This is a genomic window from Rhodococcus sp. WB1 (genome assembly GCF_001700945.1).
Lineage (GTDB): Bacteria > Actinomycetota > Actinomycetes > Mycobacteriales > Mycobacteriaceae > Rhodococcus > Rhodococcus aetherivorans.
The window spans coordinates 2,852,164-2,876,054 of sequence record NZ_CP015529.1; the positions used below are offsets into that span (position 1 = coordinate 2,852,164).

Genomic DNA, 23,891 nt, shown 5'->3' on the forward strand with positions numbered 1-23,891 from the left:
CCGTGGGCCGTGTTCTCGGATTCAGTCACGCGGGTCCTCCGGGTCCAGGCCGAGCAGCGGGAAGCAGGCCCGGCGGGTGGCGACGATGGCCGAGTCGACGCGGCTGAGGGCACGATCGAACGATGCGACGCCGGTCTCGGGGGTACCGCCGGGGCCGTCCCACGGCAGATACGCCACGTCGCCGCCCTCCCCCATCACGGTCGGCAGATCGACCCCCGGCGCCATCGCGGCGACCCGCTCGCGCCACTCGTCGGGGATCGGGGTGGCGGGGTCGATCTCGCGGTCGAGTACGGCTGCGATCAGGTGGGTCCAGGATCTCGGCACCACCCGCACCAGCCCGTAGCCGCCTCCGCCCACCGCGAGCCACCGGCCCTCGCAGTGCCGGTCCGCGAGCTCGCGCATGGCGAGATACGCCGCGCGCTGGCCGTCGACGGTCAACGAGAGGTCGGCCAGCGGATCCTCCCGGTGGCTGTCGGCACCGCACTGGCTGATGATGATCTGCGGCCGGAACGTCGCGACCGCGGCGGGGACGACGGCGTGGAATGCGCGCAGCCACAGCGCGTCGACGGTGCCGGGCAGGACCGGCAGGTTGATCGCGGTCCCCTCGGCGGCGCCGGTGCCGACCTCGCTGGACCAGCCGGTGTTCGGCCACAGCGTCGCGGGGTGCTGGTGGATGGAGACGGTGAGCACCCGGGGATCGCTCAGGAAGGCGTGCTGCACCCCGTCGCCGTGGTGGGCGTCGACGTCGATGTAGGCGATCCGGTCGAAGCCGTTGTCCAGGAGCCACGAGATGGCGATGGCGGCGTCGTTGTACACACAGAATCCGGCGGCCCAGTCCGCCATCGCATGGTGCATCCCACCGCCGATGCTCACCGCCCGCCGGGTGCGGCCGGCGGCGATCTCCCGGGCGGCGGCGAGGGTGCCGCCTGCGAGGACGGCACTGGCCTCGTGCATGCGCGGGAAGATCGGATTGTCCTCGGTGCCGAGACCGTGCGGGGCCTCCGCCCCGGCGGTCGAACCTGGCGGCAGGCTGCCGGCGTGCTTGACGGCCTCGACGTAGGCAGGGGTGTGGATGCGCAGCAGCTCGGCGTCGGTCGCGGCCGGCGGACGCAGGGTCTCCACCCCCTCGAGCAGGCCGAGGCCGCGGGACAGTGCCATCGTGAGATCGAGCCGGGTGGGATTCATGGGATGAGTCGGGCCCCACCGGTAGTCGAGGAAGTCCGGGCTCCACACCACCACTCGGTCGCCGCTCGGATGTGTCGGATCGCCCGTCGCGGCGGAGGTCGTGGTCATGGCCACAAAGCTACTGCGCCGTCCGGGGCGATGCGAGTGCCGCAGGGCCCCGGCGCGCCTGCCGCAGGCCCCGCCGGGCGGCGCCGCGCGAGGTGCGCCCGCCGGGGGTTTCGCCCGGTTAGAATCGGCCGCAGACGAAGGGGTGTGAGAGTGAAGGACCTGGTCGATACCACGGAGATGTACCTCCGGACGATCTACGACTTGGAGGAAGAGGGCGTCGTGCCGCTGCGTGCGCGCATTGCCGAACGCCTGGAACAGAGCGGACCGACCGTGAGCCAGACCGTCGCCCGGATGGAGCGGGACGGGCTGCTGCGCGTGGCAGGCGACCGGCACCTCGAGCTGACCGAGAAGGGCCGCGACCTGGCGGTGTCGGTCATGCGCAAGCATCGGCTCGCCGAGCGGCTGCTCGTGGATGTGATCGGTCTCGACTGGGAGAACGTGCACGCCGAGGCATGCCGCTGGGAGCACGTGATGAGCGAGGAGGTCGAGCGCCGCCTCGTCGAGGTGCTGCACAACCCCACGACCTCGCCGTACGGCAATCCGATTCCGGGACTGGACCAGCTCGGCCTGGACCGCCCGGCCGCGGCGGACGAGCGGCTGGTGCGGCTCACCGAGATCCCGCCGGGCAAGCCGACCGCCGTGGTCGTGCGCCGGCTGGCGGAGTACGTGCAGTCCGATCACGAGGTGATCGGGCGGCTGCGTGAGGCGGGGATCGTCCCCGACGCACGCGTTACAGTCGAGACGAAGCCGGGGTCGGTGGTCATCAACGTGCCCGGCCACGACGGCTTCGAACTTTCCGACGAGATGGCCCACGCGGTGCAGGTGAAGCAGGTCTGAGACAGGCCCCTTCTTCGCCGGCCCCGCGCGGGCCGGCGAAGAAGGGTCCCAGCGTGAGGCTTCTGGTTACCGGCGGTGCCGGCTATGTGGGCAGCGTCTGCAGCACGGTGCTGCTCGAGCAGGGTCACGAGGTGGTGATCCTCGACGATCTGTCCACCGGCAACGCCGACGCCGTCCCGGCCGGCGCGGAGTTCGTCGAGGGCGACATCGCGACCGCGGCCGCGGAGGTGCTCGGCGGCGGTGCACAGCCCCGGTTCGACGGGGTGCTGCACTTCGCGGCCCAGTCCCTGGTCGGCGAGTCCGTCGAGCATCCGGACAAGTACTGGCACGGCAACGTCGTCGCGACCCTCGCCCTGCTGGACGCGATCCGCGCCTCGGGAACACCGCGGCTGGTGTTCTCGTCGACGGCGGCGACGTACGGCGAGCCGGACCGGGTACCGATCACCGAGGATGCACCCGCCCGGCCCACCAACCCGTACGGCGCCACGAAACTCGCCATCGACCATGCGATCTCGTCGTACACGCGGGCGTACGGTCTGGCCGCGACGAGCCTGCGCTACTTCAACGTCGCGGGCGCATACCACGGTGCCGGCGAGAACCGCGTGGTCGAGACGCACCTGATTCCGCTCGTGCTGCAGGTGGCTCTCGGCCAGCGCGAGCACATCTCGGTGTTCGGCACCGACTGGCCGACCAAGGACGGCACGGCGGTGCGGGACTACATCCATGTCAAGGACCTCGCCGACGCCCACCTGCTGGCACTGGCGGCCGCCCGGCCCGGCGAGCACGCCGTCTACAACCTCGGGAGCGGCGAGGGTTTCACCGTCCGGGAGGTCATCGAGGCGTGCCGCCGAGTGACGGGCCTGCCGATCACGGTGGTCGATGCACCCCGGCGCGCCGGGGATCCGGCCGTGCTGATCGCGTCGAGCCGCCGCGCCGTCGAGGAACTGGGCTGGAAGCCGCAGCACACGAGCCTCGACGAGATCGTCGCCGACGCGTGGGTCTACCTGCAGGAACTCGGCGACCGGTCGCACGCGGCACGGCGCTGAGCCGGCGCCGTCCCGGCGGTCACGCCGCCGGTGCGGGCGGGGGCATTCGCACCCCGAGCCGCGCGGCGATCTCGTAGCCGGTGTCGGCGAGGCCGCGCACGGTGTGCGGCCGCAGCCCGGCCTGCAGGGCCTGGTCGAGGAGGTCGGCGAGCCGGTGCCGCGGGTTGGACTCGAGTGCGACCCCCAGGGCCACCCCGGCGAGCGGTCCGTCGCCCCGAACGTACGCGCTGTAGCCGACGAGGGCGGCGGCCTCGGCTCGTTCCGGGTCCGGGAGACGCCGGGTGAGCGTGACCCACAACCGTTCGGCGGTGTCGGCCTCGGCGCCCGCCGCGAGGGCCATCACGGCGTCGCGCACGGTCGAATTGGACAGCAGGACGGCGAGTTCGGCAAGCTCGGGGGCGAGCAGCTCGGCGCCGTCGTCGTGCCGGGCGATGTGGGCCAGCACGGCCTCGAGTTCCTGACGGTCGGCGCGGTCGCGGCCGCCGGCGCGGACGGCGAGTTCGTAGGCGAGGTCACGCGCGTCGATCGCCTCGTCGATGTGGTCGGCAACCTGCATGCGCCCGGGCATCGGCAGCGGGGTGAGCAGATCGGCGAGTTCGGCGCGGGACCGCCGGATCGCCCCGCCCTCGAAGACGCGGGCGGCGGCGACGGGCGAGGCCTGCGGGTCCGGGACCGTCCCGCGCGCACCGCCGACGAGCGCAAACCATGTTCTGCCGCAAGCGACCTCGGAAACGGCGTGTGCTCCGGCGATGCGAACCCCGCGCCGGTCGAGGCGGACGGCGAAGTCGTCGAGCAGTCGGCAGGCCGCGGCGACGGCGGGGGCGTCGGGGTGGTCGAGACGGTCGTCGACGAGGACGACGAGCACGGCGTCGGCGCCCTCCCGATCGCAGAGCGCACCGAATCGGTCGAAGACGTCGCGCATCGCAGCCGGCACCGGATCGTCCTCGCCGGGCGGCAGGATCAGGTCGTGGCGCATGACGGCGCCGACGGTCGCGGACCGGGCACCGTCGCGCCCGCCGCCGGCATCGGACGCGAGGCTCAGCACGATCAGCGACCGTGCGGGCAGGAAGCCGAGCATGGCCGGCACGGCGGCGATCAGATCCCCCGGATCGGTGAGTCGCAGCGGCCGGGGCGAGGAAGTCGATGTGGTCATGCGCCGACTGTCCCCGACGACCGGTGCCCTCGGGGGCCGCGCGACCCGGATCCGCGGAATCTGGGGACGAGCGCTCCGGTTGTGGACAAGTACTGCGGCCGCAGGAGTTCCGGCCGCCCGATGTCGGTTCCGGCTGGTAGCGTGCCGCGTCAGCCGACGCGCACGCGCTCCACGCTCGCCTCGAACACCCGGCCCAGGGTGGCGGTGTCGGCGGGCCCCGCACCGAAGGACATGTACGTCACCAGCACCCGCACGTCGTCGACCTGGGCGATCCGGCTGGTCATCGACTGGGTGACCACCTCCCGGCCCTCGCCCGAGCGGACGGTGCGGGTGAACGCGAGGGTCGCCACCCCCGCGGCGGCCGGCGGCGCCGACGGGTCGACCGTGGTCGTCACCGTGGCGGTGACGCCCCGGCGGGTCGCCGCGACGACGGGACATTCGACGAGACGGTCGCGGTAGGCGGCCAGGTCGTCGGTGACAGCGACGAGTTCGACCGAGATCGTGGCCCGGCTGTCGTTGTCCGTGCCGACCACCATCGCGGTCCCGTCCGGGCCGTAGTTCTGCGGCGGCGGCAGGCATCCGGGTGGATCCACCTTGGCCCCCTCCGGGACTCCGGTGAGGTCGGGAGCGGCCTGGGCGACTGCCTGCGGCGGTAGCACCACCGCGTCGTACGGCTCGGGGAACTGCTCGGGCGGCAGCAGCAGTTCGGCGAGCGGCCGGCCCGCGGTGCCGGCCTCGTCCGTCGTGGCCAGTGCAGCCGGCTCGGGCTGTGGCGTGCCGTCGACGGTCGACGAGCACCCGGCGGCGAGCAGCAACGCGCCCCCGATCACGGTCGCGCCCAGCCGGCGGAAGGGCACCGGCGGGGTCCGGGGGCGGCGCGGCGTCCGGACGTCGTCTCCTGCGCTGTGGGTTGCCACCGGACCTCCGCTGTCGCGTCCCGCCGGGGTCGTGCCCCGGCGGAAGCTGATCACCAGTTCAACTAGACTCGAACTCCACCATGCCACGCCGGTGACCCGGCGGTATCACGGCGCCCCGGATCGAACGGAGGATGTTCGCATGGACGACCAGTCCCGCATGTACGAGCTCGAGTTCCCCGCTCCGCAGCTGACGTCTGCCGACGGCGAGGGTCCCGTGCTGGTGCACGGTCTCGAGGGGTTCGCCGACGCCGGGCATGCGGTGCGGCTCGCCACCACGCACCTGCGCGAGAGCCTCGAAAGCGAACTCGTGGCGTCGTTCGCCGTGGACGAGCTGATCGACTACCGGTCCCGGCGGCCGACCATGACGTTCAAGGCGGATCACTTCTCCGACTACGCCGCCCCCGAACTCAACCTGTACGCCCTGATCGACACGGCCGGAACCCCCTTCCTGTTACTGGCCGGCGCGGAACCGGACCTGAAATGGGAGCGGTTCATCACGGCGGTGCGCCTGCTCGCCGAGCAGTTCGGGGTCCGGCGCACGATCGGGATCAGCGCGATCCCGATGGCGATCCCCCACACCCGTCCGCTGGGCGTGACGGCGCACTCGACGAACAAGGACCTGATCGCCGACCACCACCGCTGGACGGGCGAGCTGCAGGTGCCGGCGGGGGTGTCGTCGCTGCTCGAGCTGCGGATGGCGCAGCACGGGCACGAGTCGGTGGGGTTCTCGGTCCACGTGCCCCACTACCTGGCGCAGACCGAGTACCCGGGCGCTGCCGAGACCTTGCTCGAGAACGTCGCCGAAGCCGGGGGCCTCGGGTTGCCGCTGGCCGCGCTCGGCGAGGCCGCCGCACGGGTGCGTGAGCAGATCGACGAGCACATCGCCCAGAACGAGGAGGTGCAGGCGGTGGTCCGCGGACTCGAGCGGCAGTACGACAGCTATGTGGCGGCCCAGGAGCAGCAGGCCGCCCAGCTGCCGACGGACGAGAACCTGCCGACCGGCGAGGAGATCGGTGCCGAGTTCGAGCGTTTCCTCGCCGAATACGAGGATCGCGGCGGGAACGGACAGCCCGGCGACGCGGACCCCTCCGCCTGACCGGGTTCGAATCGCCGCCTGTCCGACCCCGGATCATTACTCTCTCGTTACACTTCGCGTTGTGCAGGTCACATACAGTCAGTACGCTCAGTTCGACGAGTTGAGCTGAAGGGTCGGGCCGGAGACGGTCCGGCGCCTCGGACACCACAGGTAGACGAGGAACCGGCGGTCAGGAGACGCACATGGGTACACCGCGCACACGCACGCTCCGGCCGGTGCCGGACGCGGAGACGCGGATGGTCTTCCGCACCATCCACGGCTACCGTCGCGCCTTCCGGCTCGCCGGCGAGGGCCCCGCGCTGCTGCTGATCCACGGGATCGGCGACAACTCCTCGACCTGGCAGGAGGTCATCCCGCACCTGGCCCGCAAGTACACGGTCATCGCGCCGGACCTGCTCGGCCACGGCCGCTCCGACAAGCCGCGCGCCGACTACTCGGTCGCCGCGTACGCCAACGGCGTCCGCGACCTGCTCTCGGTCCTGGACATCGAGCACGTCACCGTGGTCGGGCACTCCCTCGGCGGCGGCGTCGCGATGCAGTTCGCGTACCAGTTCCCGCAGATGGTCGACCGGCTCATCCTGGTCTCGGCCGGCGGCGTCACCAAGGACGTCCACCCGGCGCTGCGCCTGCTGTCCATGCCCGGCCTGAGCGAGGTCCTCAAGCTGCTGCGGCTGCCCGGCGCCCTGCCCGCGGTACGCATCGCCGGCGGCCTGCTCGGACAGTTGCACGACACGCCGCTGCGGCCCGGCCCCTTCCTGCACGACACCTCGGATCTGATCCGGGTCCTGAGCGGATTGCCCGATCCCACCGCGTACGAGGCGTTCCTGCGCACGCTGCGGGCCGTCGTGGACTGGCGCGGCCAGGTGGTGACGATGCTCGACCGCTGTTACCTGACCGAGAACCTGCCCGTGCAGCTGATCTGGGGAGATCACGACAGCGTGATCCCGGTCAGTCACGGTTACCTGGCGCATTCGGCGATGCCCAACTCCCGGCTCGACGTCTTCCGCGGCGCCGGCCATTTCCCGTTCCGGGACGACCCCATCCGGTTCCTGCGGGTCGTCGAGGAGTTCCTCGACTCGACCGCACCCCTCGTGTTCGACGAGCAACGCTGGCGCGAGTTGCTGATCAACGGCGTCAGCGAGAACCAGATCACGGGCGGTCCGGCCACCCGCAGGGCCGTGCTCGGTGCGATGGGCGCCGACGAACGCAGCGCCACCTGAGCGACCCGCCGCCCACGACGTCCCGCGCCGAGTCCTCGAACGCCGTCGCACGTCGCCGTCGGCCCGCTCCGGCAGGTGCAGCCGTCGAGACCGGCCCGGGCGGCAGGACCCGTCGGCCGCCGCGCGCCGGCCTGCCGCACACGGCGCGTCGGCGCGGTCACGGCGGCAACAACTAGCCTGGAGCGGTGCTGCTTCCGGATCTGACCCCCGACATCGTCGACGAGGACTCGCTGTTCGACGCCTTCACCACCTTCACGACCGGGCGCGGCCTCTCGCTGTATCCGGCGCAGGAGGAGGCGCTGCTGGAGCTGGTCTCCGGGTCGAACGTGATCCTCGCGACGCCCACCGGGTCGGGCAAGTCGATGGTGGCGCTCGGCGCGCACTTCTTCGCCCTGGCCACCGGTACGCGCACCTTCTACACGGCCCCGATCAAGGCGCTGGTCAGCGAGAAGTTCTTCGCGTTGTGCGAGGTGTTCGGCGCCGATCGGGTCGGGATGATGACCGGCGACGCCTCGGTGAACCCCGGTGCCCCGATCATCTGCGCCACCGCCGAGATCGTCGCCAATCTGGCGCTGCGGGAGGGCGCCGGCTCGGACATCGGCCAGGTGGTGATGGACGAGTTCCACTTCTACTCGGAGCCGGACCGCGGGTGGGCCTGGCAGGTGCCCCTCGTGGAACTGCCCCGCGCGCAGTTCCTGTTGATGTCGGCGACCCTCGGCGACGTCACCTTCCTGAAGAAGGACCTGACCCGGCGCACCGGCCGCACCACCACCGAGGTGTCCGGCTCCGAGCGGCCGGTGCCGCTGTCGTTCACCTACTCCCAGAAGCCGATCGGCGAAGAGATCGAGGAACTGGTCACCACGCACCAGGCCCCCGTCTACGTCGTGCACTTCACCCAGGCCGCCGCCCTGGAGCGGGCGCAGGCCCTGACCAGCGTGAGCATGTGCTCGCGCGAGGAGAAGGACGCGATCGCCGAGGCGATCGGCGCGTTCCGGTTCTCCACCGGCTTCGGCAAGACGCTGTCGCGGCTGGTGCGGCACGGCATCGGCGTGCACCACGCCGGGATGCTGCCGAAGTACCGGCGGCTCGTCGAGCGGCTGGCCCAGGACGGGCTGCTGAAGGTCATCTGCGGGACCGACACCCTCGGGGTGGGCATCAACGTGCCCATCCGGACGGTGCTGCTGACCGGCCTGACGAAGTTCGACGGCACCCGGACCCGGCAGCTCAAGGCCCGCGAGTTCCATCAGATCGCCGGCCGCGCCGGCCGTGCCGGATTCGACACGATGGGCACCGTCGTGGTGCAGGCGCCCGAGCACGAGATCGAGAACGTGCGGGCCCTCGCCAAGGCCGGTGACGACCCGAAGAAGCGCCGCAAGGTGCAGCGCAAGAAGCCGCCCGAGGGATTCGTCTCGTGGGGCGAGGGCACGTTCGACAAGCTCGTCGCCGCCTCCCCCGAGCCGCTCACTTCGCGCTTCTCCGTGAGCAATTCGATGCTGCTGAACGTGATCGCCCGCCCCGGCAGTTGTTTCGAGGCGATGCGCCATCTGCTCGAGGACAACCACGAAGCGCGCCCCGCCCAGCGCCGGCACATCCTCAAGGCGATCTCGCTGTACCGGGGGCTGGTGCAGGCCGGGGTGGTGCAGCAGCTCGACGAGCCCGACGAGTTCGGCCGGACGGCGCGGCTGACCGTGGACCTGCAGCGCGACTTCGCGCTGAACCAGCCGCTGTCGCCGTTCGCGCTCGCCGCGATCGAGCTGCTCGACATCGACTCCCCCACCTATGCGCTGGACGTGGTGTCGGTGATCGAGTCCACGCTCGACGATCCGCGGCAGATCCTCATGGCGCAGCAGCACGCCGCGCGCGGTGAGGCCGTGCAGCAGATGAAGGCCGACGGCATCGAGTACGAGGAGCGCATGGAGCTGCTCGAGGAGATCACCTGGCCGAAGCCGCTGGCGGAACTCCTCGAGCCGGCGTTCGAGACGTACCGCGCCGGGCATCCGTGGGTCTCGGAGTTCCCGCTGTCCCCCAAGTCGGTGGTGCGGGACATGGTCGAGAAGGCCATGACGTTCGCCGAACTGGTCGGTCACTACGGCCTGACCCGTTCGGAGGGACTGGTGCTGCGCTACCTCGCGGACGCCTACCGGGCGCTGCGCCAGACGGTTCCGGACGCGGCCCGCACCGAGGAACTCGAAGACCTCACCGAGTGGCTGGGCGAGCTGATCCGCCAGGTCGATTCGAGCCTGCTCGACGAGTGGGAGTCGCTCACCAACCCCGGCGTCGAATCCGACGATCAGCAGGTGGCATTCGGCGCGGATGTGCCCAAACCGATCTCGGCGAACACGCGGGCGTTCAAGGTGATGGTGCGCAATGCGATGTTCAAGCGGGTGGAACTGGCGTCGCGGCGACGGTGGAACGAGCTCGCCGAGCTGGGCGACGGGCTCGAGGCCCAGGACTGGGCCGACCTGCTCGAGTTGTACTTCGAGGAGTACGACGAGATCGGCACCGGCCCCGACGCGCGGGGCCCGCAGCTGTTCACCGTGGTCGAGGAGAAGGATCTGTGGCGGGTCCGGCAGACCCTGGCCGACCCCGCCGGGGACCACGGCTGGGCGCTGCTCGGCGAGGTGAACCTCGCCGAGTCCGACGCGGCCGGCGAGGTGGTGTTCGACGAGTTCGAGATCGTCGAGGGCTGAGCGGTGCCGCCGTCCCTCGTCCTGCGTGGCGCCCGCACGGCGCCCGGTGCCGGCCCGGTCGACCTGCCGATCACCGGCGACCGCATCGGCGGTGACATCGCGGGCAGCACCGAGGTCGTCGACGCCGGCGGGCGACTGGTGCTGCCGGGCCTGTGGGACGCGCACGTGCACTTCGACCAGTGGACCCTCGCGCAGGCCGCGCTCGACCTGTCGGGCGCGACGTCGGCCGCGCACGCGGTCGCGCTGGTGGCCGCCCGCCTGGCCGGTGACCCCGCCCCCGTCGTGGTCGCGCACGGTTTCCGCGACGGGCTGTGGCCGGACACGCCCACCGCTGCGGCGCTCGATGCGATCGCCCCCGCCCGGCCGGTCGTCGCGTTCAGCGCGGACCTGCACAGCGCCTGGTTCAATACTGCTGCGCTACAGCGTTTCTCGCTGTATCCACATCCCGCGGGGCTGCTGCGGGAAACCGAGTTCATGCCGCTGATGAACGAGATCCAGCGCGTCGACCCCGAGGTGCGCGATCGCCTCGTGGACTCCGCGGCCCGGGCGGCCGCCGCCCGCGGCGTGGTGGGCGTCGTCGACTTCGAGATCGCGGACACTCTCGCCGCGTGGAGGCGCCGCATCGGCGCCGGGACGCGGCACCTGCGTGTGCGGTGCGGGATCTGGCCCCGGTGGCTGGACGCGGCGATCGCGGCGGGCATGCGCACCGGCGACGTGGTACCCGGCACCGCGGGGCTGGCGACGGTGGGTCCGCTGAAGGTGATCGTCGACGGATCGCTCGGCACCCGCACCGCCTACTGTCACGACCCGTATCCCGACGGCGGGCACGGGGTGTTGTCGGTGCCGCCGGAACGGCTCGAGCCGCTGATGCGCCACGCCCACGAACACGGGGTCGAGAGCGCGATCCACGCGATCGGTGACCACGCCTGCGAGCACGTGCTCGACGCGTTCGCCGCCACCGGGGCGCGCGGCAGCGTCGAGCACGCCCAGTTCGTGGCCGAGCGCGACTTCCCGCGGTTCGCCCGGTCGGGTGTCACGGCGAGCATCCAGCCGGCGCACGTGTACGACGACGTGGACCTGGCCGAACGGTACTGGCCCGGCCGCACGCACCGCGCCTTCCCGTACGGGACGCTGCACGCCGCCGGGGCGCGGCTGGTACTGGGCTCCGACGCGCCGGTCGCGCCCCTGGATCCGTGGCGGACGCTGGCCGCCGCGATCGACCGCACGCTGCCCGACGGCCGGGTCTGGCACCGCGAGCACGAACTGGACCTGCAGGTGGCGCTGGCCGCGTCCACCGGTGGTCGTGCCCGCGTCGCCGTCGGCGACGTCGCCGACCTGGTGGTGCTCGACGCGGATACGCTGCCCCGCTCCGGTGCGGAGCTGGCCGCGATGCCGGTGTGGGGCACGATGCTCGGCGGACGCTGGACGCACGGGCCGCTAGCCTGAGCGGGTGAGCGAAGAGTCCGCCCCGGTGTTCCGGCTGGCCTACGTCCCCGGGGTCACCCCCGCGAAATGGGTGCGGGTGTGGGCGGAGCGGATACCCGACGTCCCCCTCGAGCTGGTGCCCGTGGACGCCGCCGACGGCGAGGCCGCGGTGCGCGACGGCACGGTCGACGCGGCGGTGCTGCGGCTGCCGCTGCCGCGCGAGGGGCTGTCGGTGATCAATCTCTACACCGAGGTATCGGTGGTGGTGGTACCCGAGGAGCATGCCGTCGCGGCCGTCGACGAACTGAGCGTCGCCGATCTCGCGGAGGAAACGGTGCTGCATCCGCGCGACGACGTGCTGGACTGGGCGCGTCTGCCGGGAGAGGCGGCGTTCGAGCGCCCGGCCACGACGGAGACGGCCGTATCGTACGTCGCCTCCGAGGTGGGGGTGCTGGTCGTGCCGCAGTCGCTGGCCCGGCTGTACCACCGCAAGGATCTGACGTACCGGCCGGTGACCGATGCCCCGCAGTCGCAGGTGGGCCTGGTGTGGCTTTCGGAGCGGACCACCGATCTGGTCGAGGAGTTCGTCGGGATCGTGCGCGGCCGCACCGCCAACAGCTCCCGCGGCCGGCAGGACGAGTCCCAGCCGAAACAGAAACGGCGCGGGGAGCGGCAGGGATCGCAGCCGAAGAAGGTGGTCGGCGACAAGAAGCCGAAGACCCGCCGCGGAAACGCGGGCCGGCCGAAGAGCGCCGGACGGGCGCGCCGGCGCCGGTAGCCGCCCGCGAGGCCCCGGGCCGGAACACGGACCGCTCACGCGGACCGCACCAGGCAGAAGAGGTGGCCGCTCGGATCCCGGTAGGTGCGGAAGGTCGGGCTGGGGTTGGGCCCGACGACGCGGGTTGCGCCGTGCCGCAGCACCCACTCCTCCGCGGCGTCGAGGTCGTCGACCTCGAGGTCCAGGTGTGCCTGCAGCCCGACCCGGTCGTCCGGCCACGTCGACGGGGTGAACTCGGGGGCCAGCTGGAACGCCAGGCCCCCGCCGGCCGGGGCGCGCAACTGGACCCAGTCGTCGTCGGTGGCGGCGTCGTCGATGTCCCAGCCGAGCAGCACGGCGTAGAACGAGGCCAGCCCGGACGGGTCCGGCGTGTCGAGGACGTAGACCTGCAGTGCGATGGCGGGACGCGACATGGGCTCATGATCCCGCGAAGTCGTCGCGCGGGCCCGGCAAACGGGCCTATCCGGCGGCGTGGGCCTCCGGCGGGGCGACCGAGCGCACCAGCCCCTCACCCGTTTTCGGGAGGCACGACCTCGATCTCGCGCCCCCATGCGACCCCGGGCGCGGCCGGCAACCGGTCCCCGCTCCAGAACCGTCCGGGGTCGTACCAGTTGCTGCCGCGCCCGCGTTGCTCGAGCAGCCCCATCGCCTCCAGGGTCGCGCCCACCACCTCGGCGCAGTACGCGCGCTCGAGACCCGCATCCGACGTGCGTTTCCGCCACGGCAGCCGGCCCGCGAACCAGCGCCCCGCCAGCCGGCCCGTCGAGGGGAACGGCGTGCCGTCCAGCCGGGCGACGGTGCGCAGCAGCTGATCCTCCTGCTCCGGCGTCACCTCGACGCCGAGCTGGCGCAGCCAGCCGCGCTGCCCGTACCGGGCACTCCACACCTGCACCGCCTCGCGCAGGTCGTGCAGCTGCACACCGCGGTGGTGCCGGCCGGTCCACATGTCCGGCAGGCTCCTGCCCAGCTCGGCATGCCACATCAGCGGTGGCAGATCAGCGAGGACCACCGCCATGCCGACGTGGTTGACGGGGGCGTTGGTCAGCGTCTGGATCGCCCGGTCGGCGTGGCTGCTGCCGCGGAAGATCCAGAGGTCGCCGGTGCGGGTCAGTTCCACCGCCTCGTCGAGGGTGATCCGGGACTGCGCTGAGCTCCGCTGCTGCATGACCGACAGCCTCTCACGCGGGGAGGTAACGGGATCCGGCCGCCGAGCACGGGAGGTGGTGGCCGGCCCGCCGTCGCTGCCCCGCCTCGCTGCGCCTCACCCGAGGTTGACAGCGCGGCAGACGGCGCTACGGTGCAGGGATGGACCACGAGGTCCGGTACGCCGCCAGCGGGGATGTCAGCATCGCGTACCAGGTGCTGGGCAAGGCGGGACCCGACCTCGTCTTCGTTCCGGGATTCGTCTCGCACCTCGACCTCGCCTGGGAGGAGCGGTTCTTCGCGCGTTTCCTGCGCGGCCTGGCGTCGTTCGCCCGGTTGATCTGGTTCGACAAGCGGGGCACCGGCCTGTCGGACGTGCCGCGGGAGGAGGTGTCCATGGACGCCTGCGTCGAGGACATCCGCGCCGTGATGGACGCCGCCGCGTCCCGGCGGGCGACCCTGTTCGGGGTCGCCGTCGGCGCCGGGATCTGCACCTCGTTCGCGTTGAAGTACCCCGGCCGCACACGTTCGATGATCCTGTGGGACGCCCATGCCCGGCTCCTGGAGGACGACGGGTATGCGGCGGGGTGGAGCGAGGAGTTCTTCTCGTCGGTCCTGGCCGGCATCGACGAGGGGTGGGCGACGGGCTCCGGCATCGCGTCGATGAATCCGACCCTGGCCGGGGACGAGCGGTATCGATCCTGGTTCGCGCGTCACGCCCGGGGGGCGGCGGGCCCGGCGCAGGCACGGGACCTGTTCCGGCTCTGCGCCGCGACCGATCTTCGTCCGAGGCTGCACGAGATTCGGGTGCCGACGCTCCTGCTCCACCACGTCGACGATCCGTGGCTGTCGGTCGAGCATTCCCGCTACGTCGCGGCGCGCGTTCCGGGCGCGACACTCGTCGAACTGCCCGGGATCGATCACTGGCCCTGGATCGGCGACATGGACGCGGTGCTGATCGAGATCGAGGCCTTCCTGACGGGGGTACGGCGGGGCCGCCGGGACCGCCCGGCCTGGGGGCCGGAGGCCCTGAGCACCCGCGAACGGGAGGTGGGCGCGCTGGCGGTCGCCGGACTCAGCTCCCCCGAGATCGGCCGGCGCCTGTTCATCAGCGAGCGAACCGTGGAGACCCACCTCGCCAACATCTACGCGAAGCTCGGCATCAACTCGAGGGTGGAGCTGGTGCGGCGGGCGGTCGAATTCGGTCTGTGAGCCGGCGCCCGGCACCACCGGGACGGCGCGCGACGTCCGTACTGGTACCGATGCATTCATCACTGTTGTGCGCATACCGTTCTCTTCGAGAGCGGTTGCAGGAGGTGCATCATGAACAGGCACACCGAAGTCGGCCACCGGCAGTCGATCCACGATCTGATCCCCCGCCTCCGACAGGCGTCCGCACTGCGCGACGGACCGGAGGCGGTCCGTGCGGTTCTGGCCGCAGCAGTCGCCGACGACAGCGACTGGCTGGACCCGCAGTACCAGGAGCGTCCCGAGACGCGGGACTGGGTGCTGTACCCCCTCTACCGGGCCTCGGACGGGCACCTGTCGATCCTGGTGGCGGTGTTCAAGGCCGGAGTGAGCACTCCGGCGCACAATCACGGCGCGTGGGCCGTGGTCGGCGTGTATCGGGGCCGGGAACGGGAGACGTGGTATCGCCGGCTCGACGACGGGAGTGTGCCGGGCAGGGCCCGGCTCCAGGTTGCCGACACCTTCGTGAACCCGCGGGGCACGGTGACCGTCGTTCCCGACGGAACGATCCACTCGGTGGAGGCACTCGACGGGACCGATGCGATCTCGATCCACGTCTACGGCACGGACATTCTCACGCAGAACCGCAGCACGTTCGATCTGCGGACGGGCAGCGAGGCGCCCTTCCGTCCCGATTTCACCGACCTCGGCCCCGAGCACTGACGGCCCGGCCGGCCGAAGGCTGTTTCACCGTATCCACCGGAAGGAGGAGGGCGTGAGGACGGGAGCGGAGACCCGCGATCGACGATCCGCCGGACAGCTGCCGGAGCGGGACCCGGTACGGGTGGAGCTCCGGCCGGTCGACGCGGTCGATGTGACGACGCTGGTGGACAACTCCTCCGACGTGCTGCTGCCCGACGTGGGGCCCGTCCGCCGCTGGGGGCCGGCCGGATCGGCAGGTCCGCTCCCGATCGTCCCCAGCGATCTGGCGGTCGGATTCCGGACTGTCGACCTCCTCCGAGCGGAGCACGGGTTCTCCGTACTGATCGAGGTCCGGGTCGGCGAAACCACGCACCGCGTGCTCTACGACGCGGGGGCCACGCCGGACGGTCTGATGGCGAATCTCGATCGGCTGGCGATCTCCCCGGACGGCATCGAGGCGATCGTGTTCAGCCACGGCCACTTCGACCACGTCATGGGTCTGCAGGGCCTCGCCCGCCGGCTCGGTTCCCGGCACCTGCCGATCCTCGTGCACCCCGACTTCTGGACGAGGCGGCGCATCGTCGGTCCCGACGGCGCCTTCGAGTTACCGACGCCGAGCCGCGCGGCGATCGAGGGCGCGGGATTCGTCGTCGTCGAGAACCGGCGCCCCTCCTTCCTGCTGGACGGAATGCTCCTGGTGACCGGCCGGATCGCCCGGACCACCGAGTACGAGACCGGCATGCCGGGCCATCAAGCCCACCGGCACGGCCGCTGGCGGCCCGACCCGCTCATCCACGACGACCAGGCCGTCGTCCTGCACCTACGCGACCGGGGACTCGTCGTGCTCACCGGATGCGGGCACGCCGGGCTGATCAACATCCTCGAGCACGCCGAGCGGCTCACCGGGGTCGGCCGGCTCCATGCCGTCCTCGGCGGGTTCCATCTCCGCGACGGCCCGATCGTCCCCCGGACGGTGACCGCCCTCGCCGCAGCGGATCCGGCCGTGGTCGTGCCCGCCCACTGCACGTCGTGGAAGGCGCAGCACGCGCTGTTCACCGCCCTCCCGGACGCCTTCCACCCCAATGCCGTCGGCAGCCGATTCGAATTCCGGACAAGCCCGCAGCCGGATACGGCCGCGCAGGGACGCAACGGAGTACCGGACAGGCCCTGAGGCACACTGTTCGGCCGGAGCGTCCGGGCGATCGCGCCGATCGACGGTGGCGAGCATCGGTCCCAGGTGAGCGCGGCCCCAGCCCAATCCCTACCGTCTAGGCTCGCGCCCATGGCATTGAAGGGCAGGCAGTGGTGGAAGCTCGTCGGACTCGCCGGTGTGGTCGGCGTCGCGGCGACGGGCGCAGTCGTCGCGCGCGACGAGCGCAGACGACGCGCCCACACGCCCGACGAGGTACGCACGGTGCTCCACGACCGCTACGCCCGCGTCGCCGCCGCGCACGACACGCAGGGCGCGGTACCGCTGGACGACGTGCCCACGGGACTGCGCGAGCGGATCTGCACTGTGCTGCAACGGCTCCGCCCCCGCCGCTGACGCGACCCGCGGTGCCGGTGCCGAACGGTCGGCGCCGCTCGATCGTCGATCAACCCAGGGCCGAGGAGAACCCGTCCACGAGGCCCTGCACCTGCTCGTCCGTCATCACGAACGACGGCGAGATCTGCAGCGCACCCTGTCCCGCCGCCCGGCTCGAAACCCCGTGCCGCCGAAGCGCCTTCACGAACTCCAGCGCCTCACCCGGGTCGGCGAGCTGCACTGCGGCGACGGCGCCGAGACCACTGCGGACCTCCGCGACGCGCGGGTGCTCGGCCAGCGGGGACAGCTTCTCGTGCAGGGTCCGCTCCAACCGCGCCGACTCGTCGAGCAGGTTCTCGCGCTCGATGATGTCCAGGTTCGCCAGGGCAGCCGCGGCGGCACCGGCGTGCCCGCCGTAGGTGTAGCCGTGCCGCCACCACACCCCGCCGGCAAAGAACGGCTCGGCCACCTTCGGCGCCACGAACACCGCGCCCATCGGCACGTACCCCGAGGTGAGGCCCTTCGCCGTGGTGATCAGGTCGGGTTCGAGTCCGAACCGGCCAGAGGCGAACCACGACCCGCCGATGCGGCCGAAGCCGGTGACCACCTCGTCGACCACGAAGAGCACGTCGTGCTCGCGGCAGATGTCGCGGACCTCGGCGAGATAGCCCTCCGGCGGCAGGTACACCCCACCCGCGCCGATGATCGGCTCACAGAAGAACGCCGCGATCCGGTCCGCGCCGACCCGCTCGATGAGGGCGAGCAACGACTTCGCGTCGTCCCAGGCCACCTTCGCGGCGTCGTCCCACAGGTTCCCGTACCCCTCGGCGTTGACGGGGATCCCGGCGAGCGACGTGCCTCCGACGTGCATGCCGTGGTAAGCCTTCTCGCGACTGACGACGAGGGTCTTCTCCGGCCGGCCCATCTCCTGCCAGTAGCGGCGCGTCAGCTTGGCCGCGGTGTCGATCGAATCGGAACCGCCCGAGGTGAAGAAGATCTTGCTGCCGGGAACGGGAGCGATCGTCGCGAGCCGCTCGGCCAGCTCGACGGTCGGCTCCGCGGCGAGGTCACCGAAGTTGGAGTAGTGCGCCACCTTCGCCAGCTGCGCCGCCACCGCGTCACCGATCTCGGAGCGGCCGTGGCCGACGTTCGCGAACCACAGGCCGGCGGTCGCGTCGAGATAGCGGGTGCCGGCGGAATCCCAGATGTAGGCGCCCTCTCCGCGCGCGACGACGAACGCACCGTCCCGCTCGACGACACCCATGTCTGCGAACCCGTGCCACAACGCGCCCACGATCTGCTCCTGTTCCACGAACGGCGATGAAATTGCCATCCTATGCGGCGACGGTCCGCGGGTGCCGCGCGGCGACGGTCCGCGCTTCGCTAGGCTGTTGATTCAGCATGTCCACCTCACCCGAGACCCCGCGCTCCCCCGCCCCGCCCGGGGCGACCCGTCGCGACCTGAAGGCAGGCCTCACCGAGGTATCGCTGCGCGATGAGCACCGCATCCGCCGGCGGCTCGACCGCGCCCGCGGACCCGAGGCGCTGGCGAAGATCGCCGACGAGATCGAGCAGGCGCGGTTGCGGCTCGCGGCGCGGGCGGCCGGCGTGCCGACGGTCACCTACCCCGACAACCTCCCGGTCTCGCAGCGCAGGGACGACATCGCCGCCGCGATCCGCGACCACCAGGTGGTGATCGTCGCCGGCGAGACCGGCTCCGGCAAGACCACGCAGATCCCGAAGATCTGCCTCGAACTCGGCCGCGGCGTCCGCGGCCTGATCGGGCACACGCAGCCGCGCCGCATCGCGGCCCGGGCGGTCGCCGAGCGCATCGCCGAGGAACTCGACTCCGAACTCGGCGACACCGTCGGCTACACCGTCCGGTTCACCGACCGGGTGTCGGACTCGACGCTGATCAAGCTGATGACCGACGGCATCCTCCTCGCCGAGATCCAGCGCGATCGGCTGCTGCGCCGTTACGACACCCTCGTCATCGACGAGGCCCACGAACGCAGCCTCAACATCGACTTCATCCTCGGCTACCTCAAGGAACTGCTGCCCCGGCGGCCGGACCTGAAGGTGATCATCACCTCGGCGACCATCGACCCGGAACGGTTCGCGAACCACTTCGCAGCGGCCGACGGCACGCCCGCGCCCATCGTCGAGGTCTCCGGCCGCACCTATCCGGTCGAGATCCGGTACCGTCCCCTGACGGTCGAGGTGGGCGACGCGCTCGTCGACCGCGACCCGGTGGATGCCGTCTGTGAGGCGGTCGAGGAACTCTGCGCCGAGGGAGACGGGGACATCCTCGTGTTCCTCTCCGGTGAACGCGAGATCCGCGACACCGCCGACGCGCTGCGCGACCGCAAGCTACGGGGCACCGAGATCCTGCCGCTGTACGCGCGGCTGTCCGCCGCCGAGCAGCACCGGGTGTTCACCCCACACACCGGCCGGCGAGTGGTGCTGTCCACCAACGTCGCCGAAACCTCGCTCACCGTGCCCGGTATCCGCTACGTCGTCGACCCCGGCACCGCGCGGATCTCCCGCTACTCGGTGCGCACCAAGGTCCAGCGACTGCCCATCGAGGAGATCTCGCAGGCCTCCGCCCGGCAGCGGTCCGGCCGCTGCGGCCGCGTCGCCGACGGCATCTGTATCCGGCTGTACTCCGAGGAGGACTTCGAGGCCCGCCCCGAGTTCACCGAACCGGAGATCCTGCGCACCAACCTCGCCTCGGTCGTGCTGCAGATGACGGCGCTCGGGCTCGGCGACCTCGCCTCGTTCCCATTCGTCGAGGCCCCCGACCCGCGGGCCGTCCGCGACGGTATCGCGCTGCTCGAGGAACTCGGTGCGCTCGAACCGCCGTCGAAGGACGAACCACCGAAACTGACCGGCACCGGACGCGAACTCGCGCTGTTGCCGGTCGATCCGCGCATGGCGCGGATGATCGTGGAGGGTCACCGCAACGGGTGCCTGCGCGAGGTCCTGATCATCGTTGCGGCGCTGTCGATCCAGGACGTGCGCGAACGGCCGGCCGAGTTCCAGCAGGCGGCGGACGAGAAGCACGCCCGGTTCGCCGTCGAGGGCTCGGACTTCCTTGCGTACCTGAAGCTGTGGGACTACCTGAAGGAGCAGCGGAAGGAACTGTCGTCCAGCCGGTTCCGCAAGATGTGCCGCGACGAGTTCCTGCACTGGCTGCGGATCCGGGAATGGCAGGATCTGCAGGGCCAGCTGCGCCAGATCACCCTCAACCTCGGGTGGGAGACGCGGCATCAGGACGTCGGCCACGACGCGATCCACCAGTCGCTGCTGGCCGGGCTGCTCTCGCACGTCGGCGTGCGTGAGGGCGAGAAGCGGGACTTCCTCGGCGCGCGCGGGACCCGGTTCGCGATCTTCCCCGGCTCGTCGCTGTCCAGGAAGCCGCCGCGCTGGGTGATGGCCGCCGAGCTGGTCGAGACGTCGCGGCTGTGGGCTCGGGTCACCGCGCGGATCGAACCCGAATGGGCCGAGAAGCTCGCCCCGCACCTGGTCAAGCGCACCTACTCCGAACCGCACTGGTCCACCAGGCGCGAGGCCGCCATGGCCTACGAGCGGGTCACACTCTACGGCATTCCCCTGGTCGCGCAACGGCCCGTGCAGTACGGCCCGATCGACCGCGAGGCCTCACGCGAGCTGTTCATCCGGCATGCCCTCGTCCAGGGCGAATGGCGGACGCGCCACAGGTTCTTCCACGCCAACCGTGAGTTGCTCAAGGACGTGGAGGCGCTCGAGCACCGGGCCCGCAGGCGCGACATCCTCGTCGACGACGAGACCCTGTTCGAGTTCTACGACCAGCGCGTCGGACCGGAGGTCGTCTCGGCGCGGCACTTCGACGCGTGGTGGAAGAAGGAGCGGCAGAAGAATCCCGACCTGTTGACCTTCACCCCGGAAACGGTGGTCAACCAGGAGGCGCCCACCGTCCTCGGCGGCGACTACCCCGACGCGTGGCGGCAGGGCGATCTGCAGTTCCCCCTCACCTACCAGTTCGAGCCCGGCACCGAGGAGGACGGCGTCACCGTCCGCATTCCCGTCGCGCTGCTGGCCGGGGTCCGGCCGGTCGGCTTCGACTGGTCGGTACCCGGTATGCGGGTCGAGCTGGTCACCGCCCTGATCAAGACGCTTCCCAAGCATCTTCGCCGCCAAGTCGTTCCGGCACCGGACTTCGCTGCGGCAGCCCTCGCGTCCGTGCAGCCGCGCTCCGAGCCGCTCGTCAACGCGATGGCGCGGGAGCTGTCGCGGCTCGGCGCGGCGCGGATCGAGCCGAGCGACTTCGACCCGACCGCCCTGCCGGACCACCTGCGGATGACGTTCGCGGCCGTCGACGAACGCGGCGCCGTACTCGCGCGCAGCAAGAGCCTGACCGCGCTGCGCAGGCAGCTGGCGAACCGTGTCGAGGCCGAGGTCTCCCGGGCGGCGTCGAGCACCGAGCGCGCGCCGGCACTGGTATGGACAGCCGAGACGCTCGGCACCCTCGAGCCCACGGTCACACGCACCGTCGCCGGCCAGCAGGTGACCGGATATCCGACGCTGGTCGCCGAGGATGGTGGCGTGGCCGTGCGGGTGCTCAGCACCCCGCACGCGCAGCAGGCCGCGATGCGCACCGGGCTGCGGGCCCTGCTGCTCGAGGCGGTCCCGATGCAGGCGCGCGCCGCGACGTCGGGCCTGAGCAACGGCGAACGGCTGGCGCTCGGCCGCAATCCGGACGGCTCGTTCGAGGATCTGCTCGAGGACTGCCGGGCGTGCGCCGTGGACGAGCTGATCGCCCGGCACGGCAAGCCGGTGCGCACACCGGACGAGTTCACCGCGCTGGCGAAGGTGGTGCGGGCCCAGCTGCCGGGCCGGGTGGCGGCGCTGCTGAAGCTCGTCGTCCCCGCCCTGGCCAGGGCACACGAGGTGGAGGTGCTGCTCGAACGGGTGCGCGGCGAGGCCGCCGAGGACGTGCGTGAACAGCTGACCTCGCTGCTGTTCCGGGGTTTCGTCGCCGAACTCGGCAGTGCCCGGCTGGCCGACCTGCCCCGCTACCTGGCGGCGGCGGCACACCGGCTCGAATCGCTGCCGGCGAGCGCGCTTCGCGACCGGCAGGGCATGGACGTGCTGGACCGGGTCTACGCCGAGTACGACCGACTGCTCGCCCGGCTGCCGGAGGAGCGGGCCACGGCTGCCGACGTGGTGGAGGTCTCGTGGATGATCGAGGAGTTGCGGGTCAGCCTGTTCGCGCAGCACCTCGGCACCCGCGGGCCGATCTCGGAGACGCGAATCCTCAAGGCCGTCGCGGCGATTCGCTGATCCGGCGACGAGGATCCCGGCGCGCGCCGAACGGCGCGGCGCTCAGTCCGGGGACTCGGTCTCGCGTCGGTGCTGGTGCTCGCGCAGTTCCTTGATCTCGCGCTCGAAATCCTCTGCGGAGCTGAAGGACCGGTAGACGGAGGCGAATCGCAGATACGCCACCTCGTCCAGGTCCCGCAGCGGGCCGAGGATGGCCAGACCGACCTCGTTGCTCGGAATCTCCGGGGAACCCTTGGCCCGCACCGCGTCCTCGACCTGCTGGGCGAGGAGGTTGAGGGCGTCGTTGTCGACGTCGCGGCCCTGGCAGGCACGGGCCACCCCGCGCACCACCTTCTCCCGGCTGAACGGTTCGGTGACGCCGCTGCGCTTGACGACCGACAGCACCGCCGTCTCGACGGTGGTGAAACGCCTGCCGCACTGGGGGCATGCCCTTCGGCGACGGATCGCGGCCCCCTCGTCGGCTTCGCGGGAATCGACGACGCGGGAATCGGGGTGCCGGCAATACGGGCAGTACATGTCGATTCCTTCGTCGTAGCCGTGCTGGCCGCGACGTCGGCGTCGAACCGATGCCGTCCTCCCGAGACCGGACTCACCGGCAGGCGAATCGCTCTCGGCGCGACCACACGAGGTGGTGTGACTGACAAGAGTCGACAATACCTGCATACCCGGATCGTCGGCCGGATCCGGTACCCGCCCGTCCATGCCGGTTCACCGCGGCGCGGAGGCCGGAACGAGCAGGGTCTGGCCGTCCCGCAGACGGCCGTCCGACATGGCATTGAGTTCGAGGATCCGCTCGATCGCCTCGGGGCGTGGCAAACCCGGAGCCACCCGCGCCGCGACGTCGCCGAGCGACTCCCCCGCCTGCACGACGGTGACGTCGGTACGTGCGGCCCCGGCCGCAACCTGGCTGGTGCGCAGGTGGGCAATCCCGAGCAGTCCCGCGGTCGCGACCGCGGTCAGCAGGGCCGTCGCCAGTACGGTGCGCAGGCCGGGCTGCGCAGTCCCGGCGGGCCGGTGCGGGACGCGCGAGACCCGGACCGGAGCGCGCCGGTAGTCCACCACCCCCGGATCCGGGCGGACCGGCAGCCGCCGGTCCGGCGCCTCGTGCGGCCGCCGGGCGAGGTGCGTCGCCGCGGAGCGTCGTGCCCGGCCCTCGCCGTCCCGTCCGGTGTCGTACTGCCCTGTGTCCTCGAACTGCCCGGTGTCGTTGCACGGCCCTGTGTCGCACTGCCCGGTGTCGTCGTAGTGTCCCGTGTCGTACTGCCCGGTGTCGTCGCACTGGCCTGGGTGGTGCCGGGTGTCGTTCCATTCGGTGCGGCGAACTGCTGATGTCCTCATCGAGGCCTCCGTGTCGCTCGTCCGCGGGACGGGGCCCGCGGCGGAACTTCGGTCACCGCTCGATCGACGGCGAGAGTAATTCGATCACCTGTTCGAAAGAACGTGTGTTCGATGTGTACCACGCCGCTCCGACAAAGTCAGCACTACCGGCCGAAAATCTCGAACAGATGTTTGATAACCGGCCATCGGAGAGCTAGATTCGATCCATCACATCCAGC

General features: G+C 71.5%; 20 protein-coding genes. 12 read left to right on the forward strand and 8 right to left on the reverse strand.

Annotation, left to right across the window (positions count from 1 at the left end; genetic code table 11):
• Window positions 1-21 precede the first annotated feature (21 nt).
• The gene (locus A4U64_RS12585) at window positions 22-1,293 is read right to left on the reverse strand and encodes an acetoin utilization protein AcuC (protein WP_029543391.1); all 1,272 of its coding nucleotides are present in this window, start codon (window positions 1,291-1,293) and stop codon (window positions 22-24) included.
• 150 nt (window positions 1,294-1,443) lie between these two features.
• Between A4U64_RS12585 and A4U64_RS12590 the strand changes: the two genes are divergently transcribed.
• On the forward strand, window positions 1,444-2,130 hold the full coding sequence (locus A4U64_RS12590; RefSeq protein WP_006935008.1) for a metal-dependent transcriptional regulator: 687 nt from the start codon (window positions 1,444-1,446) through the stop codon (window positions 2,128-2,130).
• 53 nt (window positions 2,131-2,183) lie between these two features.
• Complete coding sequence (galE, locus tag A4U64_RS12595; protein ID WP_029543387.1) at window positions 2,184-3,176, forward strand: UDP-glucose 4-epimerase GalE; 993 nt, start codon at window positions 2,184-2,186, stop codon at window positions 3,174-3,176.
• Window positions 3,177-3,195: 19 nt separating this feature from the next.
• On the opposite strand, the gene A4U64_RS12600 is transcribed toward galE, so the two are convergent.
• Both A4U64_RS12600 and A4U64_RS12605 read right to left on the reverse strand, forming a co-directional pair.
• On the reverse strand, window positions 3,196-4,329 hold the full coding sequence (locus A4U64_RS12600) for a DUF4192 domain-containing protein (RefSeq protein ID WP_006935014.1): 1,134 nt from the start codon (window positions 4,327-4,329) through the stop codon (window positions 3,196-3,198).
• 149 nt (window positions 4,330-4,478) lie between these two features.
• Entirely contained in the window at window positions 4,479-5,246 is a 768-nt protein-coding gene (locus tag A4U64_RS12605) for a hypothetical protein (RefSeq protein ID WP_065923484.1), read from the reverse strand.
• Between the two features lie 139 nt (window positions 5,247-5,385).
• On the opposite strand from A4U64_RS12605, the gene A4U64_RS12610 reads away from it, so the two are divergent.
• From A4U64_RS12610 to A4U64_RS12630, 5 genes are all read left to right on the forward strand, one after another.
• Entirely contained in the window at window positions 5,386-6,342 is a 957-nt protein-coding gene (locus A4U64_RS12610) for a proteasome assembly chaperone family protein (RefSeq protein ID WP_006935021.1), read from the forward strand.
• 182 nt (window positions 6,343-6,524) lie between these two features.
• Window positions 6,525-7,562, forward strand: a complete 1,038-nt coding sequence (locus A4U64_RS12615; RefSeq protein ID WP_006935025.1) for an alpha/beta fold hydrolase — start codon at window positions 6,525-6,527, stop codon at window positions 7,560-7,562.
• A 185-nt stretch (window positions 7,563-7,747) separates the two neighbouring features.
• Entirely contained in the window at window positions 7,748-10,252 is a 2,505-nt protein-coding gene (locus tag A4U64_RS12620) for a DEAD/DEAH box helicase (RefSeq protein WP_029543384.1), read from the forward strand.
• Between the two features lie 3 nt (window positions 10,253-10,255).
• Window positions 10,256-11,698, forward strand: a complete 1,443-nt coding sequence (locus tag A4U64_RS12625; RefSeq protein ID WP_065922621.1) for an amidohydrolase — start codon at window positions 10,256-10,258, stop codon at window positions 11,696-11,698.
• Between the two features lie 4 nt (window positions 11,699-11,702).
• On the forward strand, window positions 11,703-12,455 hold the full coding sequence (locus tag A4U64_RS12630; RefSeq protein ID WP_050035129.1) for a LysR substrate-binding domain-containing protein: 753 nt from the start codon (window positions 11,703-11,705) through the stop codon (window positions 12,453-12,455).
• A 35-nt stretch (window positions 12,456-12,490) separates the two neighbouring features.
• On the opposite strand, the gene A4U64_RS12635 is transcribed toward A4U64_RS12630, so the two are convergent.
• A complete protein-coding gene (locus tag A4U64_RS12635; RefSeq protein ID WP_006935029.1) occupies window positions 12,491-12,868 on the reverse strand; it encodes a VOC family protein in 378 nt (125 codons plus the stop codon).
• 95 nt (window positions 12,869-12,963) lie between these two features.
• Window positions 12,964-13,620 carry a hypothetical protein gene (locus A4U64_RS12640; protein WP_029543381.1) on the reverse strand — a complete coding sequence of 219 codons (657 nt, stop codon included), beginning with the start codon at window positions 13,618-13,620 and terminating at the stop codon, window positions 12,964-12,966.
• Window positions 13,621-13,760: 140 nt separating this feature from the next.
• On the opposite strand from A4U64_RS12640, the gene A4U64_RS12645 reads away from it, so the two are divergent.
• The 4 genes from A4U64_RS12645 (at window position 13,761) to A4U64_RS12660 (ending at window position 17,034) form a co-directional block, all read left to right on the forward strand.
• Complete coding sequence (locus A4U64_RS12645) at window positions 13,761-14,810, forward strand: alpha/beta fold hydrolase (protein WP_065922622.1); 1,050 nt, start codon at window positions 13,761-13,763, stop codon at window positions 14,808-14,810.
• Between the two features lie 111 nt (window positions 14,811-14,921).
• Window positions 14,922-15,509 carry a cysteine dioxygenase family protein gene (locus A4U64_RS12650; RefSeq protein WP_006935034.1) on the forward strand — a complete coding sequence of 196 codons (588 nt, stop codon included), beginning with the start codon at window positions 14,922-14,924 and terminating at the stop codon, window positions 15,507-15,509.
• 52 nt (window positions 15,510-15,561) lie between these two features.
• Entirely contained in the window at window positions 15,562-16,659 is a 1,098-nt protein-coding gene (locus A4U64_RS12655; RefSeq protein WP_230304461.1) for an MBL fold metallo-hydrolase, read from the forward strand.
• A gap of 111 nt (window positions 16,660-16,770) precedes the next feature.
• Complete coding sequence (locus A4U64_RS12660; RefSeq protein WP_006935037.1) at window positions 16,771-17,034, forward strand: hypothetical protein; 264 nt, start codon at window positions 16,771-16,773, stop codon at window positions 17,032-17,034.
• A gap of 49 nt (window positions 17,035-17,083) precedes the next feature.
• On the opposite strand, the gene A4U64_RS12665 is transcribed toward A4U64_RS12660, so the two are convergent.
• On the reverse strand, window positions 17,084-18,346 hold the full coding sequence (locus A4U64_RS12665) for an aminotransferase family protein (RefSeq protein WP_006935041.1): 1,263 nt from the start codon (window positions 18,344-18,346) through the stop codon (window positions 17,084-17,086).
• Window positions 18,347-18,414: 68 nt separating this feature from the next.
• On the opposite strand from A4U64_RS12665, the gene hrpA reads away from it, so the two are divergent.
• Window positions 18,415-22,335 (forward strand): ATP-dependent RNA helicase HrpA, encoded by a 3,921-nt coding sequence (hrpA, locus tag A4U64_RS12670; protein ID WP_065922624.1) that lies wholly within the window; start codon window positions 18,415-18,417, stop codon window positions 22,333-22,335.
• A gap of 42 nt (window positions 22,336-22,377) precedes the next feature.
• Here the strand turns inward: hrpA and nrdR are convergent, their stop codons facing one another.
• Together nrdR and A4U64_RS12680 are read right to left on the reverse strand one after the other, a co-directional pair.
• Window positions 22,378-22,851: a transcriptional regulator NrdR gene (nrdR, locus tag A4U64_RS12675; RefSeq protein ID WP_029543374.1), complete on the reverse strand. Its 474-nt coding sequence runs from the start codon at window positions 22,849-22,851 to the stop codon at window positions 22,378-22,380.
• A 192-nt stretch (window positions 22,852-23,043) separates the two neighbouring features.
• Entirely contained in the window at window positions 23,044-23,673 is a 630-nt protein-coding gene (locus A4U64_RS12680; protein WP_065922625.1) for a LysM peptidoglycan-binding domain-containing protein, read from the reverse strand.
• Window positions 23,674-23,891: the final 218 nt, after the last annotated feature.

Excerpts from the sequence above, each read along its gene's own strand:
- A4U64_RS12585 (WP_029543391.1), bottom strand. The coding sequence starts at position 1,293 with ATGACCACGACCTCCGCCGCGACGGGCGATCCGACACATCCGAGCGGC.
- A4U64_RS12600 (WP_006935014.1), bottom strand. The coding sequence starts at position 4,329 with ATGACCACATCGACTTCCTCGCCCCGGCCGCTGCGACTCACCGATCCG.
- A4U64_RS12610 (WP_006935021.1), top strand. The coding sequence starts at position 5,386 with ATGGACGACCAGTCCCGCATGTACGAGCTCGAGTTCCCCGCTCCGCAG.
- A4U64_RS12615 (WP_006935025.1), top strand. The coding sequence starts at position 6,525 with ATGGGTACACCGCGCACACGCACGCTCCGGCCGGTGCCGGACGCGGAG.
- A4U64_RS12635 (WP_006935029.1), bottom strand. The coding sequence starts at position 12,868 with ATGTCGCGTCCCGCCATCGCACTGCAGGTCTACGTCCTCGACACGCCG.
- A4U64_RS12640 (WP_029543381.1), bottom strand. The coding sequence starts at position 13,620 with ATGCAGCAGCGGAGCTCAGCGCAGTCCCGGATCACCCTCGACGAGGCG.
- A4U64_RS12645 (WP_065922622.1), top strand. The coding sequence starts at position 13,761 with ATGGACCACGAGGTCCGGTACGCCGCCAGCGGGGATGTCAGCATCGCG.
- A4U64_RS12650 (WP_006935034.1), top strand. The coding sequence starts at position 14,922 with ATGAACAGGCACACCGAAGTCGGCCACCGGCAGTCGATCCACGATCTG.
- A4U64_RS12660 (WP_006935037.1), top strand. The coding sequence starts at position 16,771 with ATGGCATTGAAGGGCAGGCAGTGGTGGAAGCTCGTCGGACTCGCCGGT.
- A4U64_RS12665 (WP_006935041.1), bottom strand. The coding sequence starts at position 18,346 with ATGGCAATTTCATCGCCGTTCGTGGAACAGGAGCAGATCGTGGGCGCG.
- hrpA (WP_065922624.1), top strand. The coding sequence starts at position 18,415 with ATGTCCACCTCACCCGAGACCCCGCGCTCCCCCGCCCCGCCCGGGGCG.
- nrdR (WP_029543374.1), bottom strand. The coding sequence starts at position 22,851 with ATGTACTGCCCGTATTGCCGGCACCCCGATTCCCGCGTCGTCGATTCC.
- A4U64_RS12680 (WP_065922625.1), bottom strand. The coding sequence starts at position 23,673 with ATGAGGACATCAGCAGTTCGCCGCACCGAATGGAACGACACCCGGCAC.